Here is a 16,590-nt window from a genome sequence, read left to right on the forward strand (position 1 = left end):
GAAATTTTTTAGAAAAATGAGGAAAAGCGCAATGAACCGACTTTTAGTTGTTGAAGACGATGAGAATCTACAATTATTGTATCAATCTGTGTTAAAACGAGCTGGTTTTTCCACTATTCTCGCCTTTAATGGTGAAGATGCACTGAAAAAACTTGAAAATAATCATGTTGATTTGATTATAACTGATGTGATGATGCCAGCAATGGATGGGTATACATTGTTGGAGAATTTACGAGGGAGTAAGATTGAGACGCCTGTATTGATCATTACTGCGAAGCATGACTTTGAGGACAAGAAACGGGGCTTTCATTTGGGCGCAGACGACTACATGACGAAGCCAGTAGACGTCAACGAAATGGTCTTGCGGGTGGAGGCTTTGTTACGTCGAGCAAAGATCAATCATAGTCAACGCCTGATAATTGGTGAGACTTGTTTAGATCAAGAAACCTATGAGGTGACGAGTAAAGAGGAGTCAATGATTTTACCGCAAAAGGAATTTCTATTATTGTATAAGTTGCTATCTTACCCTAATAAAATATTCACGCGCCAACAATTAATGGATGAGATTTGGGGGATGGATACGAATACGGAGGAACGAACGATTGATGTTCACGTGAAACGTTTACGTACGCGTTTTGAAAACAATCAAGATTTTCAAATTGTAACGATTCGTGGACTCGGATATAAGGCGGTTATCAAAAAATGAAGAAAAAAATATTTTCACAGCTCTGGATCTATTTTGCACTGATTGTTTTTTTGTGCATTATAGTGACGCTAGCTTGTTTTGTAGGATTGGTTTATTTGTTGGCAAATCAACGTTCTTGGACACCAACAGAACGGCCGACGCTTTATCCAATCATGGTTTTAGCAGGATTTAGTGCAGTCGTTGGAACAGGAATCTCTGCGTTTGTTGGTAGAGGGATATTGTATCCAATTAGTGAACTAAGAAAAAATATGAGCCAAGTAGCAAAAGGCGATTTTACAATCCAAATGAATGAGCAACAAAAAGTAGCTGAAGTTCAGCAACTGTATCAAGATTTCAATGTAATGGTTCAAGAGTTGAATAGCATCGAAACTTTGCGCAATGACTTCGTCTCAAATGTTTCGCATGAATTCAAGACACCGTTAGCAACTATCCAAGGCTATGTCCAATTATTACAAAATCCCGATCTTTCAGACGAAGAACGACAGGTATTTTTACAACGAATCATCGAAGGAATCACGCAACTTTCTCAATTAACAGAAAATGTTTTGAAATTGAATAAGCTAGAGAATCAACATATGCTAATGGAGAAAAAAGAATTTCGTTTAGATGAACAAATTCGAGAAGTGATTTTATTTTTACAACCGAAGTGGGAAAAAGAACAATTACAGTTGGATATCCAACTGGAAAAAGTGAAGTATGTTGGAAATGAAGAACTCTTGTACCAAGTTTGGTTGAACATTATGGATAATGCCATCAAATATAATCGTCCAACTGGTAAAATTTCGGTAAAACTAACGCAGAAAAAAGACGAAATCGTATTGGAAGTGACAGACTCTGGTATCGGTATGGATGAGGAAACTTCGGCAAAAATTTTTGATAAATTCTATCAAGGCGATACGAGTCATCAGAATGCGGGGAATGGTTTGGGGCTTTCGTTAGTGAAGAAAATTTTGGAATTGCATCAAGGACGTATTGACTACAGTAGTATTGAAGGCGTGGGGACGACGGTGATGATACGTTTGAAAAATGTGGAAGAAGTTGTGAAGGAAGCGCTTCTTGAACACTGAGAAAAAGGTTGTGGCACAAAATGCTTAGTCCGAGCAGATAGTGCGCACACAAAACAACTAACAAAAATCTCCTCATGATTTTGACATCAGAGAAGCGAATAGAGTGACACTATTTTATACAGTTTCTTAGAAGTTGAACAAGAAAGTTAACTTCTAAGAAGCTGTATATTTTGTTTTAAGTATTTCCAAAACGTATTTGAGGCTAAAGAATGTTCCCCTTGTTTTCTAGCGAATGCCAGAAAACTTTCTCTGTTTGGTGTAATGGGAACGAGTACCGTATCTTCCTTTAATAGATAATTAACCGTTTTTTCCATCACGATCGAGATGCCCATATCGTTTGCAATCATGTTGAGAATCAAGTCCATTCGAGATCCGTTGTAGACAATGTTAGGCTCAAATCCGACTTCGTGGCAAAGATCAATCACTGGTTGATAAAGATTGGTTTGCTGTCCAAGTAACAGAAAGGCTTCATCTTTTAGTTCACGTAAATTTATTTTTTTTTCATGCGCTAAAGGGTGATGAGCTGGGAGTACGGCAACAAAGTAATCTTTTTCAGTGGGAAGCCATTCAAAATTTGTCGGCGGCTCATGAAAATTTCGACCAAAAATAATTGAATCAATTTGTTCAGTTGAGTAATAAGGGACTTCCGCACTTTCAACTTCTTTGAGTTGAATAGAAAATTCAGGATGAAGTTTCAAAAATTGAGTAATATGACGAAATCCAGCATAGTGGGTCATAGTAGGAATCGTTAAAATGCTTAAAGAGAGATTTTGTTTTTTGGTATACATTTCTAAGACATCCGTCATGCCTTGGTATTGTTCGACAATTTTTTTCGCATAGGGCAGAATGAGCTGTGCGGTTTCTGTTAACTCGATTTTTCGATGCGTGCGGTCAAATAATTGAGTGTCTAGCTCCTTTTCTAAAGCAATGATTTGTTTGGAAATCGTTCCTTGCGTCATGAAAAGATGTTCTGCTGTTTTAGTAAAGCTTAACGTCTTTGCTAGATCAAGAAAGACAACAAGTTTTTGAATATTCAAGGAAACCTCTCCTAACTATTCCGTTTATGAATACTTTAACATGAAATTTGAATTGGTTGAATGAAAAAACTTTGATAGACTAAAAAATGCAGCGAAAAGGAACGCTTTGAAAGAGTAAATGAAGCGCGTTAAGGTAGAAAGGAGTTTTTTTATGCCAACTGGAGTATTAATCAACGTCGGAACGGTCTTTTTTGGAGGTCTGTTTGGAGGTCTTTTAGGAGAGAAATTAAGTAATCGATTTAAAACACAACTAATGATGGTGTTTGGTGTTTGTTCAATGGGGATGGGGATTTATTCGATGGGCCCGATGAAAAATATGCCACCTGTCATTTTTGCTTTAGTGATCGGGACAGTGATTGGACTAGTCATTCATCTAGGAGAGCGGATTGATCAAGGCGCAAATTTGATGCAAAAGCCAATTTCAAAATTATTTCCTAGTGAAAAGCTTGATTTATCTCATGAAGAGTTCATTAATACCCTAGTCACAGTGATTGTGCTATTTTGTGCAAGTGGGATGGGGATTTACGGAAGTATTGATTCAGGAATGACAGGAGATAACACGATTTTGATTTCAAAATCTGTTTTAGATTTTTTTACAGCAACAATTTTTGCTTGTAATTTAGGATTTGTAGTTTCCGTCATTGCGATACCGCAATTCATTATTTTTTATGCTTTGTTCTTATTAGCAAAATTCATTTTTCCAATGACAACGCCAGCAATGATTCTAGATTTTAAAGCTTGTGGTGGCTTTTTGATGCTTGCAACTGGTTTTCGAATGATTCATGTCAAAATGTTTCCAGTTGCTGACATGATTCCAGCGATGGTTGTAGTAATGCCTTTTAGTTGGTTGTGGACGACAATCATTTTGCCTCTATTATAAAAGCCAGAATAAATAAGAAAAAATTTTATAAGACAACAAGATTATTTTAAAGTAAAGTATTTTCATTTATACCCATGCTATACTAGTAGGTGAGATGACAGTATAGTTTGTGGTTATCCAAGCGAAAGTTCATGTTTTTCTAACAATCAGTTTGTACGAAGAAAACTATTCAAAAAAATTGGTTATTAGTGGATCGAAAAAACTACCAAATTTAGTTGGTGAGAAGGTGTAAAGACCTTCTCTTTTTTTTACTCAACTAAAAATTAGAATACGTTGCTCAAACTATATTATATCTGATATAATATAGTGGAATTAAAAATATTGTAAAAGAAGGTGTCGCTATGCATATTCAAATTCCAACGGTTCTTCTTGATGGAACGGTGTTAGCAGCATTGAGTCGAGAAGATATGTATGGATATGCACTAACAAAAATTGTGCAGGAAAGTTTATCAATTAGTGAATCTACCATGTATCCCGTATTAAGAAGATTGAAACAAGAAGGATATTTAGAAACCTATGATGAACCATTCGAGGGTCGAAACCGAAGATATTATCGCTTAACACCAATCGGACATACACATTTAGAAGAAATTATTGATGAATGGATCGTTTTTCGAGACTCTTTAGATCGGTTATTGGAGGATAATAGACATGAATGAATATTTAAGTGAAGTCTTAGACGAACTTCAAGAAATTCCTGAAGCTGACCGCTTTGATTTGATCCAATATTATGAAGAGTATTTTTTGGATTCAGGTAAGACAGTCGATGAAATTTTAGAAGAATATGGCACACCTAAACAGTTTGCATTGAAGTTGAAGATCAATTATTTTTCTGAAGCAGATGACTTAGGTCAAGAAGAGATTCATCAAAATAGTCCGAAAAGACAAATGCGTTTGATTTGGTTAATTTTACTTGGCTTATTTGCATCGCCAATCTTAATTCCTTTAGCATTGCTATTTATTGCTGTATTGGTTGGTTCGGTCATCGCATTATTTGCGGTTATTTTTAGTATCTATGTTGTTTGCATTGTGATTTTAGGAGTAGGCGTGGTTATGGCGTTAGCAGGACTGATGATTTTAGGACAATCAGTTGTCAGTGGTTTGTTTTTCGTTGGCTTAGGTCTGTTTGCGACTGGTGCAGCTATCTTTTTTACTCCGATTTTAGTGAGATTGACAAAATGGTTGGCTCAGTTGATGATGCGTTTTGTGAAATGGGTCGGTCGTCGCTTTGTTACTAACCGTGGTCTTCATCCAACACACGATGGAACGGAGAGGTGAATGAAATGAAACTAAAACAATTTTTATTGATTGGTAGTGGCTTGATGCTCTTTGGTGGAATTTTGGCAGCAGGCACATATACGTCAGGAGCACAAAAGACAATCGTTTGGGAAAATGGTCCTAAGTTATTAGAGATGCAAGAGCATACAGAAAAATTTAAAGCAAATGAAATCAAAAAATTAGTGATTCAGGCAGAAAACCAAGAAATCAAAATCAGACAAGGGATTGATTTTGAAGTCACGACTCGTTATGAAAAGTCAGATGCACCAAAAATTGATTTAAAGAATCAAACATTAGCCATTCAAGCGCAAGGTCAGCCGGAATATCCAGTTCAGCTTAGTTTGGAAGAAAATCAGCCGCAGGTAACGATTACGGTACCAAAAGAAATGTCTCTCAGTGATGTTACGATTGAAAGCAGTAATAGTCGATTAACGATGACAGATATTGCAACAAAAAATCTAACTGTTGACGCTTATGCAAATAGTTGGTTAAGTTTTATTGGCTTAACGACGGACTCAGTGACAGCCAAAGATCAATTTGGTTCGCTTGATTTTAGTCGTTTGAAAACTAAAAAGGGAAAATTTACTGGTGAGGGAAGTAATTTTTATTTTTATGATAGTGCGTTAACAGAATCAAGCACGATTGTTGCTAAAAATGGTTCTGTTCAGTTGACGGATTTAGCTGTTCCTGGCTATCAACTAACATTGATAGGCGATTCAACTTTCCAAATGAACAATGAAGTACAAGCAGGCGTATCTTTTGAAAAAGGAAACGCGGAAAAAGGATTGACTGTTGAAGGAACAGACACCTTTATTGGATGGATGGACGATGAACAAGAATATTCGATGAATGAGCAAATGGACGACGATATGGAAGACATGAATGATCATATGGAGCAAAAGATGGATCACATGGACAACCATATGGAAGATGAAACTGAATAAAATTTCGTAAAATGATATTGAGACATTTTTTTGTTTCAATATCATTTTTTGTTTCGCTTAAGTTGTTTTCTTATAGTAAGATAGGTATAGACAAATGAAAAATTGAAACTTAGCAGAAGAATTAGGGTGGGGAAAATGAAGACAGAAGATGTTCAACGAGAACAACTACGAGAAAAAATGCTCGAACTACATGCGCAATTAAAGTCATTGAACGAATTATACTATGATGATGATAAGGAAAAAGTAACGATTGAGTATCCCAAAAATTCAGAAGGACGTCAATTAGAACAAGTACATAATGAAATGTTTCGCCATTTAATGAAAGTAAAAAAGGAGATGGATTATTACTCATTGCCAATCATAGATACGGGTGTTTTACAATATGATCCAAGTAAAGAACGCTTTATTTTTAAGTCTGTCCGAAAAAATATCATTCTCAATGCGGGAATGTATTTGGAAATTTTAGTTGAAGATTACTTTACAGAACAAAAACACTGGGTTAGAACCCGATTAGAGTATTTACCAAAAGCTGCGGGAGGAACGCACTCGACGGGATGGTTCATTAGCGAAGATAAAGATTTAGAATTAGAAGGTGCTTTAGCAAGACTGAGAATAACTGAGTAGTCAGGAAAGAAAGTTTATGCTAGTACGTAAGAGGAGGAAAGACATTGAAAATGAATGAGAAAAAAGCGCTCTATATCAATGGGTATATTGGATTAGTTGGTGTCGTTGTTTTGGCAATCGCGGGTGCCATCTTGTTTTATTTTGGCACAGTAGCAACTAGCCCAACATTAATCATTCTAAGCATCGTTTTGTGGGGAATTGCTTGTTTATTAGTTAGCTCAGCAACAGTGGTCAGTCCAAATCAATCAAAAGCTATTTTGTTTTTCGGTAACTATTTAGGAACAATCAAAGAAAATGGCTTTTTTTTAACCGTTCCGTTAACTAATAAAATCAACGTGTCACTTAAAGTTCGAAATTTCAATAGTTCTGTTCTAAAAGTAAACGACTTAGATGGAAATCCCATTGAAATTTCTGCTGTTGTCGTTTTCAGAGTGGTGGATACGGCGAAAGCTTTGTTTGATGTTGCTTATTATCAAGACTTTGTAGAGATCCAAAGTGAGACTGCTGTTCGTCACATTGCAAGTCAATATCCTTATGATACTTTCAATGATACTGATATTACTTTACGCGGAAATACGACCGAGGTTTCGGATAAATTAGCAACGGAGCTTCAAGAACGACTAGCTGTTGCGGGAGTTGAGGTTATCGAGGCACGATTGAACCATTTGGCTTACGCAACTGAAATTGCGAGTGCCATGTTGCAAAGACAGCAGGCAAAGGCAATCCTCTCTGCACGTCAAACAATCGTTGAAGGCGCGGTCACAATGACGCAAATGGCACTGGAACAGATTGAGTCGGGTCAAGAAATCAATTTTACAGATGATCGAAAAGTTCAACTAATCAACAACTTATTAGTATCGATTATTACAGACAAAGGGACGCAGCCGGTAATTAACACGGGGGATTTAACTGATCGAAAATAACCCATGATTGAAAGTGAAAAATAGCGGGGTGAGGCAAGTTTGCTTCACTCTTTTTTAATTGAATAAGTCTATTGTCAGGTTGACTCATTGGATAAAAGCTAACAATATTGAAAGATGACTGACAGAGGAATCTAAGGCATGTTCGTTCTTTTTTTTCTATACTAAGTTCATCAAGTTAAAAGAGAGGTATAGACCGTGAAAAAATTTCTGATTGGATTATTGGTTGTCGTGGGTATTGGAGTAGCAGGTTTAAAAATAGCAGATGCTGTTATTATGGGCGGAGATGATTACTATGTACAGATCACGACAAACGGTGAAAAAATTGTTCAAAAAGATGAGCAAAATCAAGATGTGATCACTTACCAATATAATTTATCTGGATTTAATAAAGAAGGCGCTAAAAAAGAATTAGAATTTCAAGGGATGCAAGCACGCCCATTACGAAAAAATGCGTATCTCAAAGTAGTCTGGAATAAAAATAAAGGTGTAACTGGTTATGAAGAAGTTGAAAAGTCAGCAATACCTAAAGCAGCACAAGAAAAATTAACTAAAGGGTAGGCGTAAAAAATGGAAAAAATTGTTGAAATCCAAGACGTAACAAAAGTGTATGGTAAAAATAATGAAAAGAAAACGACAGCTTTAGCGGGCATTTCATTTTCAGTGGAAAAAGGTGAATTTATCGGAATCATGGGTGCATCCGGTTCTGGTAAATCAACTTTGTTGAATATTTTGTCTACCTTAGATAAACCAACAGATGGTCGTATTCGGATCAATCAAAAAGATGTAACAGCTTTAAAAGGAAATCAACTGGCAGATTTTCGTGCGAAAGAAATCGGATTCATCTTCCAAGACTTCAATTTATTGGAAAACTTAACCGCGCAAGAAAATATTGCCGTACCACTATCTTTACAAGGGGTTCGTCCAAAAGAAATCAAACAAAGAGTCAAACAAATTGCTGAACGCTTATCAATTAGCCATATTTTAGATAGCTATCCTTCAGCTATTTCCGGTGGACAAAAGCAACGTGTCGCAGCTGCTAGAGCATTGATTACTCAACCAACGATTTTATTAGGCGACGAACCAACTGGTGCACTCGACTCTAAGAGTGCGCGTGATCTATTGGACACGATGGATGAATTGAACCAAAAAGATAATGTTTCTATTTTATTAGTAACACATGATCCTTTTTCAGCAAGTTATTGCCAACGAATCTTATTTATCAAAGATGGCGGCATTCATCAAGAAGTTAAACGAGGCGATCAAAGTCGTGAGTCGTTCTATCGCCAAATTTTAACTATTCTAGGAAATTTGGAACAGTAAGGGGGAGAAAAATATGCTTTGGAAACTATCACTTACTGGTATCAAAAGCCGCTTGCGTGACTATCTAGTCTTGTTTTCAGGATTAGTTATGGCGTCAGCAATTTTTTATATGTTTGAGTCAATGGCAAGTAATGAAGCTTTTCTGAAAAGCAATTCGACAATTGCTTCAACGGTAATCATTTTTCGCTTAGGATCTGTCTTATTAGGAATCATCACCTTTGTGTATATTCTTTATGCCAACTCATTTTTAATGACGATGCGTCAAAAAGATTATGCGATGTTTATGATGTTAGGTGCGAAAGGACGAAAAATCGCACAAATGATTTTTTCAGAAACATTTATCGTGGGGATTTTAGCAACGTTAGTTGGCTCCGTTGTCGGCATTGGTTTAACGAGTGTGGTCAATCACTTATTAGTCCAACAATTGAATGTTAAAATTTCAAATTTTTCACCATTTAGTGTACATGGATTATTGATTACAATTGCGTTTTTCTCTATTTTATTTTTATTAGCAGCTATTGTTAATGCTTTTTCAATTGTAAAAAAACCAATTTTAACTTTGATTCGTGCAGATCAAACACCAACACAAATGAAACAACATAAATTTCTCTTCTTTCTTGAAGTGGTATTGGGGATTGCCTGCTTAACATGTGGTTATTACATGATGCAAAACTTAGCGAAATTTCAGTTGTTTGGAATTGGAGTAGCTTTAGTTACTATTGTTTTAGGAACATATTTCATCTTCCATTCCGTTATTATCTTCTGCTTATCTTTATTGAAAAAAGCAGATAGTATTGCATTAAGAAAACTAAACAACTTTACTTTTTCACAACTAAGTTTCCGTATTCGTGAGTATACACAAATGCTTTCAATGGTAGCAATGCTATTTGCTCTAGCACTAGGGGCTTTGACTGTTGGATTAGGATTTAGAAATGAAATTTCAAAAGTAACAAATAGCTTTACTGTTTATGATCTTGTGCTAAACAATGCACAAAAAGTTGACCAACAAGAAGTAACGAAATTAGCCCCCAAATTAAATGCTTCTTACACGCAAAAAGAAGACGAGCAAACGATATATTATGTGACAGAAGAGTTTGAACAAACACCATTTTTGATTAAAGAAACAAGTACAGATCGAGCAGTTGAACCGAAAGACAAAGAAATCACTGCCGATCAATTAGCAAACGAACTGAAATTTCAAGATAGCTTAAGAGATTACGAGTTGCCTGAACAACAACCAAAAGAAATCAAATTAATTTCGCAAGCAGAATTTGCTCAATTGAATTTACCAGAAACGTCACTACAATTAGTTCAAGTAACTGATTTTGAAAAACAATTAAGTAACATTGAAAGACTGGTAGCAACAAATAAAACAAACAACCCAGCACTTCAAGACGTGAACTATAGCTTTACTCAAAAAGCAGATGTGTACAACACATTCAATGGTGCATTTTCTGGATTTGAATTTATGGGATTCTTCTTAGGTTTAGCCTTCTTGACGATGTTAGCAAGTTGCTTGATGTTCAAGATCCTTTCAGGAAGTAAGAGTGACCAAGTACGTTATGAAATGTTGCAGAAGATTGGAACACGACAAGGTTTATTAAAACAATCGATTCGTAGAGAAATTGGTGTCTTGTTCTTAGCACCTGGTATTTTAGGTGTTGTTCACGTCTTGTTCGGCTTACAAATGTTCAAGTTATTGATGAGTGATCCTTATGATAACTTATGGATTCCATTTACAATTTTCTTTGTCCTATACTTTATCTATTATGTGATAACGACATGGTTGTACACAGGAATCGTTTTAAAGAAACAAGCATAAATAAATGAGTTAGAAGTGTTTGAAACAGAAGTAGTTTAACGTCAAAACAGACTAAAGTTCTGAATTTCCGTCTGAACCTTGGAAGGTTTTCAAATTGACAAGTTTTGTTTTATCGTTTATTTAATCGAAGTTCAAAAAGAAAGAGGTTGGGAAAGTTTATGATCCCAGCCTCTTTCTTTAGGTGTTGTGCAAGTAAAAATGAAAATATACTAGTCATTTTATTTTTGATGATTCGTTCTAGTCTGATTTTTAATGCGAAACTCAAGTAGCTCGGCCTACGATTGCTTGATGTTCTAATAACTCCATAACAGATTCTAATGAAAGATTGTTATGTTTTTTCTGACTAGCTCGTTTGCGATAAGCCGTTGGTGTTTCGCCAGTCTTCTTTTTAAAAGTCCGACTAAAGACAACTAAGCTATGAAAGCCTGACTGAAAAGCAATATTTTCAACTGAATCGTCTGACATCAGCAATAAAAAAGCAGCTCGATTGATTCTGATACCCAGCAACCATTCTTTGACACTTACTCCGATATTTTCATGGAAGGTGCGAGAGAGGTGACTGCGGTTGACGGATAATGCGTCAGCAATTTCTTGAATAGTGAGTTCCTCTGTTGCATGCGCTTGGATATATTCGATTGCTTCAATCGTCAAACGCGAGATATTTTGAGGTGTACTTAAGTGATTTTTTCCACCATCTACTAGCAATTTTTCAAAAAAACGATACAATAACTCGTTCAATTTGATTTCGTTCAGTAGTGTATCTGGTGCATAATCAAAACAAGTTAAAATCAACTGACTATAGTCAACTAACTGATTTGAACGAAAAGTATACTCATCTTCTTTAAAAGGTGAGTGTTTAATTAGTTCCTCAGCTTCTTTTCCACCAAAGGAAAGCCATGCGTAGACCCAAGGATTGGTCACATCGGAACGATAAAAAGTTTGATCACCAGGGCGAATGAGAAATAAATCTCCTTTTTTTAGATGATACTGTTGCTGATTGACCGAATACACACCTTCCCCATCCAAGATGATATGTAGGACAAAATGCTGCCGGATAGCTGGACCAAAAGAGTGGAAAGGCATCGTTTTAGAAAATCCACAAAAGTTAAAGTAAAGTTCACTTGATAAAAAATGATGTTCTTTTCGTAAAAATACAGTTTGTTCCATCTGCTCAGCTCCTTTTCTTCAAGGTACGCTTTCTCGAAAAAAAATGCAACAAAAAGTTAAATTTGTATCACATGATAGCAATAAAAAGAAAGCGATTACTTGTTATAATAAACATGAAGTAATCAACTATGGAATGGAAAGAGGGCGGCAGTATGCAAGTCAAAGAACAAGAATTTGGAAATAATTCTCATTTGATCACATTGATCAATGATCAAAAAACAGAATTAGCCGTTACGGATTTTGGCGCACGAATTGTACATTTACAGACGTTAATTGATGGAACAAAACGGGAATTGATCCTAGGATTTGATCAAGCAGAAGAATATCTTGCAAAAGACGCATATATCGGTGCAACAATCGGTCGAACAGCTGGTCGAATCGCTAAAGGAAAATTTGTTTTAGACAATCAAGAGTATCAGGCGAAAATCAGTGAAGAAACAGGTCATTGTTTACACGGCGGAGATCCTAGCTTTGAAACGAAAAATTGGCCGTATACGATTATCAAAGGTGAAAATGAAATTTCTGTTATTTTTTATTTAACAAGTCCTGATCAAGATAATGGTTTTCCTGGTAATTTAGATATAGAAGCGCGCTATACTTTAACAAATGATGATGTTTGGCGGATGAGCATTCGTGGAATTAGTGATCAATTGACTTTATTCAACCCAACCAATCATGTGTACTTTAATCTAACCGGTGATGTAACTGAACCAATTGATCAGCACGAATTGTGGTTAGCAAGTCGCTTTTTTGCTCCTTTACAAAAAGATTTGATTCCAAAAGGAGAAGTAGCACCAGTTAAAGGGACAGCATTCGATTTTACAACACCAAAAGAACTTTCAGATGTTTTTACTAGTGACTTTCCTCAAGCTAAAATGGTTGGTGGAATGGATCATCCATTTTTTTTACAGAAGACGAGAGAAATGAATCCAGTAGCGAAATTAACTAGTCCTGATAAAAAGGTTGCAATCCAAATAGCGACCAATGCAGGAAGCATCGTTTTGTTTACTGCTAATTTTGGTGATGAGGCACCAGTTATGCACGGAGACAAATTAGTGAACCATGGCGGAATCACTTTTGAAACGCAAGAAGCTCCTGGGTCAGAACGATTTGAAAGTTTTGGCGATATTACGCTTTTACCTAATCAAGCACGTGTATTTGTGACGGAATATCAAATAAAAAAATAGATGAATGAGGGATACAGATGGAAAAAATAGCTGAAGTAACAGCAGCATTTCATAAATTATTTGGAGAAAAAGCAACTAGTTCTTTCTTTGCTCCAGGTCGGATCAATTTGATCGGGGAACATACAGACTATAATGGTGGACATGTGTTTCCAGCATCCATTACGTATGGGACTTATGGTGTAGCTGCACCACGAGATGACAATCAAGTAAAAGTTTATTCCCTAAATTTTGAAGAAGTTGGCGTAATTACTTTTTCTTTGGATAACTTAAACTATACAAAAGAAGATAATTGGGCAAACTATGTAAAAGGATTCATTTTAAAAGTCCAAGAAGCAGGCTATCCGATTACTCACGGCTTTGAACTTGTGATTGAAGGAACGATCCCAAATGGTGCTGGTTTATCAAGTAGTGCTTCGTTGGAACTACTAGTAGGCGTCATGTTAGAGGAACTGTATGATTTACCAATTAGTCGTTTGGAATTAGTTAAAATCGGTCAAAAAGTTGAAAATGAATTTATTGGAGTCAACTCAGGAATCATGGATCAATTTGCAATTGGTTTTGGCCAAAAAGAACAAGCTATTTTATTAGATACAAATACATTAGTCTATGAAATGGTACCGACTGAACTAGGAGACTATGCAATTGTCATCATGAATACGAATAAACGTCGCGAACTAGCAGACTCGAAATATAATGAACGTCGTGGTGAGTGCGAGGAAGCATTGAAACGTCTACAAAAAGTTGTCGATATCCAATCATTAGGAGAATTAGATGAAGAAACATTCCAACGTTACAGCGAAGTGATTAAAGATGCTATTTTAACAAAGCGTGCAAAGCACGCAGTGACAGAAAATCAACGAACGTTGAAAGCAAAAGATGCTTTAGTAGCGGGTGATTTAGTTTTATTTGGCCAACTATTGAACGCCTCCCATGATTCCTTGCAGCACGACTATGAAGTGACAGGTATTGAGCTGGACACTTTAGTTCAAGCAGCGCAAGCACAAACAGGGGTTTTGGGTGCTAGAATGACAGGAGCAGGCTTTGGTGGGTGTGCGATTGCATTAGTGAAAGAAGTGGCGATTCCAGTATTTGAAGATAACGTTAAAGAAATTTATCTAGAAAAAATTGGTTATGCGCCTGATTTCTATGTTGCTCATATTGGGGATGGCGCACAGAAAATCTAATAAGTGAAAGAAGACATAAAAAAGAGCTTCAGACAAGTCTTGTCTGAAGCTCTTTTACTTTATTTAAAAAGTGGAAAGTCTAACCAAAATGATTTGTTTAAACTTAAGAAACTAACCATTGGTAATTCATTTGATTGAGCTGTTAGTGTTCGTGTTTCTGGAATCTGATTCACAGTAAAGTGATACCATAATTCCCAAACATTTGCGACTTTCAATTCAGAAAGGAAAGCTGGTGAATTGATATTAGATTTGACGATAGGTAAATCTAATACGTCACTAAACGTTAAATGATTCTTTTTCCAAATAGTTGGTACAATCAGAAGTTGTTTAGTTGATTTTGTTTGTGTTTTAATCGGTTCTTCTTTAGCTTCATCATATTTTGTTAAATCGTACGCTTTGATGATCGCATTTAATTTTTTCGAATATTGTTTGTCTGTTGCATAGCGACCTTCAAGATATTTTGTAGCATCCTGGTAAGATTTAGCTTCAGATTTCCAAATTGGTTTATAGAAATCTTTATTTCCAGATAAACCATTTTTGATTAAATCAGCGTAATCTTCCAAGCTTTCTTTGTAAGAAGGGTATTTGCGGAACTGAGCTTTGATTTGATAGCTTTGGCCATTTTCGTCTTGTTCAAGTGTGTTAAAAGAAACACTTGAACCTTTAAAATCACCTTTGATTCCAAAAAGATTATAATTTGGCTCGCTAGCTAATAAGCTATTTCCTGAACCACTTTCCAGAATAGCCTGTGCCATCATTACTGAAGCGTAGATTCCTTCTTTTTGTCCAATCTCTTGAGCAAAATCAGCAATTTCCTTTAAAAAATCATCGGTTGATTGATTTTTAGAAAAAGAAAAATCACCTAGATTATCTAAAGCAGAGGAACCAATAGAATTAGCTAATGAACCAGATGCTACTGGCAAACCAGCTAAGTTCACCCGAACAGCAAAGTCAGGCGTGTAATCAGCAATAGAAGTGATACGAACGTGATCACCTGGTTGAGGGGCATGAATGTATTGTCCATTACCAATGTAGATAGCTACATGATGTGTCACACCAGAAGATGGTCCCCAGAATAACAAATCACCAGGTTGTGCTTGGCTAACTGGAATTTGAGTACCAGCGTATTGTTGTTCACCTGTCCAGCCACCAATATAATGACCAGTGGCTTGCATGTACACATAATAAGCTAGTCCAGAACAATCAAAAGTTGAAGCGCCTTTTGCTCCCCAAACATAAGGACTTCCAAGATATTTGTATGCTTCTTTGACGATTGCCTGTTGAACACTTGTAGTATTCGCTGGTAAAACGGCATCTGTTGGTGTTTTTGTAACAAAGTCAGAAGTTGAAGCAGAAGGACTTTCTGTCTTTGGTTGTGTTACGTTTGTTGAAGAGTTGTTTCCAGTGTTTGGTTTAGAACCCTTTTGTGAACTATTCGTTGATCCAGCAGGCTTTGATGGTTTATTATTGCTGGAATTCGATGTATTCCCTTTACCAGAAGAGTCTGTTGTACTACTGCTTTCTGTAGTACTTGAATCAGGAGTGGTACTTTCTTCTGTCGGAGCTGTTGAGCTGTCTGAAGTATTACCTGTGCCTTCACTTGGACCAGTCGAAGGTTCTGTTGGCTCTTCTGTTGAAGACTCAGGAATAGCTTCAAAGGTTGCATCGATTACTAAGTTGGCCCTACCAACAACAAATGTTTGATTTGTGTAATCAACTGTTTGAACACCATCGATTTGAACAGATGCAAGTTGTTCTCCAGCACTTGGTGTAATCTTGTAGTTCAGTTGTGTCCCTTCTGTTAACCCAGTTAAGACACCACTTTCATTAACTGATAAAGTTTGCCCATCCATTGTTGTAATAGTGATCTTACCAATCAATGCGGGATTAATTGTTGCTGTGTAAGTAGCTTCTGCTGGTGTTTCGCTCTCTGACTGAGAGGAAGAACCAGTAGAAGTTGTCGCGTTTGACGTGCTAGTCTCAGGTTGTTCCGAGGCTACGACTGAACTTTCGGTCGTTGCAACTGGCTGTTCTTCTGTTGCAAAAACGGATTGAGTAGATAAGACAGTCGGAGCAATGAGCCACGTAGCTGCTAATAGGCGAATTGCCTTGTTATTCTTCATAGTCATCTAATCCTTTTTGTTTTTTTTTTGCTCATATCCAAGTAGTTCATAAAATACTCTCTAACTGGTAAAGTGACTCTCCATTTTCAATGAAAGAATCAACTTTTCTGACAGAGTAGCTGGCATAGTTACGAGTAAAAGTTGTCTGGCTTAAATTTTTGGGTACCGTTCTTACTTTGTTGGGGAAAAGGTGTGGTTCAAAATAAGATACGCATACTCTATCCAATTGTACCAGAAGATGAACATTTCGACAAAAAAAATAGTGAAATAAAGGGACGTAAAAAATAAAAAAAACTCCAAACAGTGAGAAAACTCATTGTTTGGAGGA

The 16,590-nt window shown here is 36.4% G+C and carries 16 protein-coding genes; 13 read left to right on the forward strand and 3 right to left on the reverse strand.

Going from position 1 to position 16,590, the window contains the following annotated elements:
* The first annotated feature begins 31 nt into the window (after positions 1-31).
* Positions 32-706, forward strand: a complete 675-nt coding sequence (locus AC4BC3_RS01785) for a response regulator transcription factor (protein WP_206910967.1) — start codon at positions 32-34, stop codon at positions 704-706.
* Positions 703-1,773 carry a sensor histidine kinase gene (locus AC4BC3_RS01790; RefSeq protein WP_206910966.1) on the forward strand — a complete coding sequence of 357 codons (1,071 nt, stop codon included), beginning with the start codon at positions 703-705 and terminating at the stop codon, positions 1,771-1,773. The genes AC4BC3_RS01785 and AC4BC3_RS01790 overlap by 4 nt, the downstream gene beginning before the upstream one ends.
* A gap of 146 nt (positions 1,774-1,919) precedes the next feature.
* Here the strand turns inward: AC4BC3_RS01790 and AC4BC3_RS01795 are convergent, their stop codons facing one another.
* A complete protein-coding gene (locus tag AC4BC3_RS01795) occupies positions 1,920-2,810 on the reverse strand; it encodes a LysR family transcriptional regulator (RefSeq protein WP_490466810.1) in 891 nt (296 codons plus the stop codon).
* A gap of 151 nt (positions 2,811-2,961) precedes the next feature.
* Between AC4BC3_RS01795 and AC4BC3_RS01800 the strand changes: the two genes are divergently transcribed.
* From AC4BC3_RS01800 to AC4BC3_RS01840, 9 genes are all read left to right on the forward strand, one after another.
* Positions 2,962-3,690: a DUF554 domain-containing protein gene (locus tag AC4BC3_RS01800; RefSeq protein WP_206910963.1), complete on the forward strand. Its 729-nt coding sequence runs from the start codon at positions 2,962-2,964 to the stop codon at positions 3,688-3,690.
* 341 nt (positions 3,691-4,031) lie between these two features.
* Positions 4,032-4,349 carry a PadR family transcriptional regulator gene (locus AC4BC3_RS01805; RefSeq protein ID WP_067481404.1) on the forward strand — a complete coding sequence of 106 codons (318 nt, stop codon included), beginning with the start codon at positions 4,032-4,034 and terminating at the stop codon, positions 4,347-4,349.
* Positions 4,342-4,968: a DUF1700 domain-containing protein gene (locus AC4BC3_RS01810; RefSeq protein WP_206910958.1), complete on the forward strand. Its 627-nt coding sequence runs from the start codon at positions 4,342-4,344 to the stop codon at positions 4,966-4,968. Before AC4BC3_RS01805 ends, AC4BC3_RS01810 begins: the two co-directional genes overlap by 8 nt.
* A gap of 5 nt (positions 4,969-4,973) precedes the next feature.
* Positions 4,974-5,912, forward strand: coding sequence for a DUF4097 family beta strand repeat-containing protein (locus AC4BC3_RS01815; protein WP_490466811.1), 939 nt, complete (start codon positions 4,974-4,976; stop codon positions 5,910-5,912).
* A 135-nt stretch (positions 5,913-6,047) separates the two neighbouring features.
* A complete protein-coding gene (locus tag AC4BC3_RS01820) occupies positions 6,048-6,536 on the forward strand; it encodes a DUF5348 domain-containing protein (RefSeq protein ID WP_490466812.1) in 489 nt (162 codons plus the stop codon).
* Between the two features lie 50 nt (positions 6,537-6,586).
* On the forward strand, positions 6,587-7,459 hold the full coding sequence (locus tag AC4BC3_RS01825) for an SPFH domain-containing protein (RefSeq protein ID WP_206910955.1): 873 nt from the start codon (positions 6,587-6,589) through the stop codon (positions 7,457-7,459).
* A 195-nt stretch (positions 7,460-7,654) separates the two neighbouring features.
* Complete coding sequence (locus tag AC4BC3_RS01830) at positions 7,655-8,017, forward strand: YxeA family protein (protein ID WP_206910954.1); 363 nt, start codon at positions 7,655-7,657, stop codon at positions 8,015-8,017.
* A 9-nt stretch (positions 8,018-8,026) separates the two neighbouring features.
* Positions 8,027-8,779, forward strand: a complete 753-nt coding sequence (locus AC4BC3_RS01835) for an ABC transporter ATP-binding protein (RefSeq protein ID WP_206910953.1) — start codon at positions 8,027-8,029, stop codon at positions 8,777-8,779.
* Between the two features lie 13 nt (positions 8,780-8,792).
* Positions 8,793-10,601: an ABC transporter permease gene (locus tag AC4BC3_RS01840; protein WP_490466813.1), complete on the forward strand. Its 1,809-nt coding sequence runs from the start codon at positions 8,793-8,795 to the stop codon at positions 10,599-10,601.
* A gap of 261 nt (positions 10,602-10,862) precedes the next feature.
* Here the strand turns inward: AC4BC3_RS01840 and AC4BC3_RS01845 are convergent, their stop codons facing one another.
* A complete protein-coding gene (locus AC4BC3_RS01845) occupies positions 10,863-11,768 on the reverse strand; it encodes an AraC family transcriptional regulator (protein ID WP_206910949.1) in 906 nt (301 codons plus the stop codon).
* Between the two features lie 152 nt (positions 11,769-11,920).
* Between AC4BC3_RS01845 and AC4BC3_RS01850 the strand changes: the two genes are divergently transcribed.
* Positions 11,921-12,955, forward strand: a complete 1,035-nt coding sequence (locus tag AC4BC3_RS01850) for an aldose epimerase family protein (RefSeq protein WP_490467274.1) — start codon at positions 11,921-11,923, stop codon at positions 12,953-12,955.
* 17 nt (positions 12,956-12,972) lie between these two features.
* Entirely contained in the window at positions 12,973-14,139 is a 1,167-nt protein-coding gene (locus AC4BC3_RS01855) for a galactokinase (RefSeq protein ID WP_490466814.1), read from the forward strand.
* A gap of 59 nt (positions 14,140-14,198) precedes the next feature.
* Here AC4BC3_RS01855 and AC4BC3_RS01860 read toward each other — a convergent pair whose 3' ends face one another.
* Positions 14,199-16,262 (reverse strand): C40 family peptidase, encoded by a 2,064-nt coding sequence (locus AC4BC3_RS01860; protein ID WP_490466815.1) that lies wholly within the window; start codon positions 16,260-16,262, stop codon positions 14,199-14,201.
* Positions 16,263-16,590 lie beyond the last annotated feature (328 nt).

Source organism: Enterococcus sp. AAFC-DPL-6103 (genome assembly GCF_058216595.1).

Coding starts and splice junctions, on each gene's coding strand:
- AC4BC3_RS01840 (WP_490466813.1), top strand. CDS start 8,793: ATGCTTTGGAAACTATCACTTACTGGTATCAAAAGCCGCTTGCGTGAC.
- AC4BC3_RS01785 (WP_206910967.1), top strand. CDS start 32: ATGAACCGACTTTTAGTTGTTGAAGACGATGAGAATCTACAATTATTG.
- AC4BC3_RS01790 (WP_206910966.1), top strand. CDS start 703: ATGAAGAAAAAAATATTTTCACAGCTCTGGATCTATTTTGCACTGATT.
- AC4BC3_RS01805 (WP_067481404.1), top strand. CDS start 4,032: ATGCATATTCAAATTCCAACGGTTCTTCTTGATGGAACGGTGTTAGCA.
- AC4BC3_RS01810 (WP_206910958.1), top strand. CDS start 4,342: ATGAATGAATATTTAAGTGAAGTCTTAGACGAACTTCAAGAAATTCCT.
- AC4BC3_RS01855 (WP_490466814.1), top strand. CDS start 12,973: ATGGAAAAAATAGCTGAAGTAACAGCAGCATTTCATAAATTATTTGGA.
- AC4BC3_RS01835 (WP_206910953.1), top strand. CDS start 8,027: ATGGAAAAAATTGTTGAAATCCAAGACGTAACAAAAGTGTATGGTAAA.
- AC4BC3_RS01820 (WP_490466812.1), top strand. CDS start 6,048: ATGAAGACAGAAGATGTTCAACGAGAACAACTACGAGAAAAAATGCTC.
- AC4BC3_RS01860 (WP_490466815.1), bottom strand. CDS start 16,262: ATGAAGAATAACAAGGCAATTCGCCTATTAGCAGCTACGTGGCTCATT.
- AC4BC3_RS01800 (WP_206910963.1), top strand. CDS start 2,962: ATGCCAACTGGAGTATTAATCAACGTCGGAACGGTCTTTTTTGGAGGT.
- AC4BC3_RS01825 (WP_206910955.1), top strand. CDS start 6,587: ATGAATGAGAAAAAAGCGCTCTATATCAATGGGTATATTGGATTAGTT.
- AC4BC3_RS01815 (WP_490466811.1), top strand. CDS start 4,974: ATGAAACTAAAACAATTTTTATTGATTGGTAGTGGCTTGATGCTCTTT.
- AC4BC3_RS01850 (WP_490467274.1), top strand. CDS start 11,921: ATGCAAGTCAAAGAACAAGAATTTGGAAATAATTCTCATTTGATCACA.
- AC4BC3_RS01845 (WP_206910949.1), bottom strand. CDS start 11,768: ATGGAACAAACTGTATTTTTACGAAAAGAACATCATTTTTTATCAAGT.